This window comes from Micromonospora sp. NRRL B-16802, from assembly GCF_001279555.1.
Lineage (GTDB): Bacteria > Actinomycetota > Actinomycetes > Mycobacteriales > Micromonosporaceae > Micromonospora > Micromonospora profundi.
This window is the reverse complement of record NZ_LGEB01000101.1, coordinates 1-2,290: the sequence shown is the minus strand read 5'-3', so window position 1 is coordinate 2,290 and position 2,290 is coordinate 1. Positions and strand designations below refer to the sequence as shown.

General features: G+C 70.6%; 1 protein-coding gene and 1 pseudogene. Both read left to right on the top strand.

Features of this window, described 5'->3' with window-relative positions; all coding sequences use genetic code 11:
* Positions 1–1,615: molybdopterin-dependent oxidoreductase (locus ADK66_RS26870; protein ID WP_157552966.1), on the top strand; the 1,615-nt coding region annotated here is incomplete at its 5' end.
* Positions 1,605–2,290, top strand: a pseudogene (locus ADK66_RS32015) (4Fe-4S ferredoxin); the annotation flags it as partial. The gene ADK66_RS26870 and the pseudogene ADK66_RS32015, both read left to right, overlap by 11 nt.

The window sequence follows — 2,290 nt, the reverse complement described above, 5'->3', positions numbered from 1 at the left end:
CGATCACGGCACGTACCAGCAGGTGTTGAACATGATCGACGGGAAGATCAAGGGCTATTTCCTGCTGGGTCAGAACCCGGCGGTCGGCTCGGCGCACGGCCGGGCGCAGCGGCTCGGCATGGCGAATCTGGACTGGTTGGTCGTCCGGGATCTGTTCATGATCGAGAGTGCGACGTTCTGGCAGAACGGTCCCGAGGTGGCCACCGGCGAGATCGTCCCGGAGGAGTGCCGTACGGAGGTGTTCTTCCTGCCCGCCGCCTCGCACGTGGAGAAGGAGGGCACGTTCACCCAGACGCAGCGCCTGTTGCAGTGGCGGGAAAAAGCTGTGGAGCCGCCAGGCGACGCCCGCTCCGAGCTGTGGTTCTTCTACCACCTCGGCCGCAAGCTGCGCGAGAAGCTGGCCGGCTCCGACCTGCCGCGCGACCGCGCGTTGCTCGACCTCACCTGGGACTACCCCACGCACGGTCCGCGTGACGAGCCGAGCGCCGAGGCGGTCCTGCGCGAGATCAACGGGTACGACGTCACGACCGGCCGACCACTGTCGAGCTTCGCCGAGGCCCGCGCGGACGGCTCCACGGCGATCGGCTGCTGGATCTACACAGGCGTGTACGCCGACGGCGTCAACCAGGCCGCCCGCCGTAAGTCCCGGCACGAGCAGGACTGGGTGGCCGCCGAGTGGGGTTGGGCGTGGCCGGCGAACCGGCGGATCCTCTACAACCGCGCCTCGGCCGACCCGGACGGTAAGCCGTGGAGCGAGCGCAAGAAGTACGTGTGGTGGGACCCGGACAAGGGCGAGTGGACCGGCTACGACGTACCGGACTTCGAGAAGACCAAACCGCCGTCCTACCGGCCGCCACCCGGCGCGTCCGGCACCGAGGGCATCGCCGGTGACGATCCGTTCGTCATGCAGGGCGACGGCAAGGGCTGGTTGTACGCGCCCAGCGGCGTCCTGGACGGGCCGCTGCCGACGCACTACGAACCTGTCGAGTCGCCGGTGCGCAACCCGCTGTACCGGCAGCAGGCCAACCCGACCCGCAAGTCGTACGCGCATCCCGTGAACTCGGTGAACCCGAGCCCGCCGGAGGAGCACAACCAGGTCTTCCCGTACGTCTTCACGGTCAGCCGGCTCACCGAGCACCACACGGCGGGCGGGATGAGCCGGACGGTGCGACCGCTTGCCGAGTTGCAGCCGGAGATGTTCGTGGAGGTGTCACCGGAGTTGGCCGCCGAGACCGGGCTGGCGCATCTGGGGTGGGCGCACCTGGTGAGCGGCCGCGCTGTGATCGAGGCGAAGGTGCTGGTGACCGACCGGCTCACGCCGCTGCGGGTCGACGGTCGGACCATCCATCAGGTGTGGTTGCCGTACCACTTCGGGTTCGAGGGTCTGGTGACCGGCGACTCGGCGAACGACCTGTTCGGCATCACCCTCGACCCCAACGTGCTCATCCAGGAGAGCAAGATCGGTACCTGCGACGTGCGGCCGGGCCGTAGGCCCACCGGGTCGGCGTTGCTCGACCTGGTCGCTGACTACCAGCGCCGGGCGGGGATCACTCCGGGAGGGCACGCGCCGGCCGTGACCATTGACAAGGACGGGGAGGCGCGGGGTGCTTCCTGACCCGAACAGCCTGTACGGGCCGCTCGACCCGGCGCCGGACGCCGGCTACGAGGACGCGCCGCCGCGGATGGGGTTCTTCACCGACACCAGCGTGTGCATCGGCTGCAAGGCGTGCGAGGTTGCCTGCAAGGAGTGGAACGGGGTGCCCGGCTCCGGCCTGGACCTGCTGGGAATGTCGTACGACAACACCGGAGCGTTGACCGCGAACTCGTGGCGACACGTCGCTTTCATCGAACAGCCCCGCCCGTCGGGGCATGGGAGTGCGCCGTTCACGGGTACCCCGACCGGCGGGACGGCCAGCGCGGCGTCGGCGACCGTCGCGGCCGGCACTACCGGCCCGACCGGCACTCAGCCGGGCCTGCCGCCCGGTTCACCGCCGGCCGCTGCCCGCATGTCCGTCGGCGACCAGGACGGTGCCGGCGTGTCCGTCGGCGACCACGGCGGTGCCACCGGCGGGCCGGTCGACGTGCTGGGCGCTCCCTTTGCTGCCGGTCCGGCTGGCGGCTCGGCTGCCGGCGCCTCGAATGCCGCAGGCAGGGGCACCGCCGACGCCCCGCCCGCCACCGGCCGGGCTGCCGGTCCGGAGTTTCTGGGGATGCCGGGTGCGCAGCCGCCGGGTCGGGGAACGGGCGCGGAGGGGCGTACGGATTTCCGCTGGTTGATGATGTCGGATGT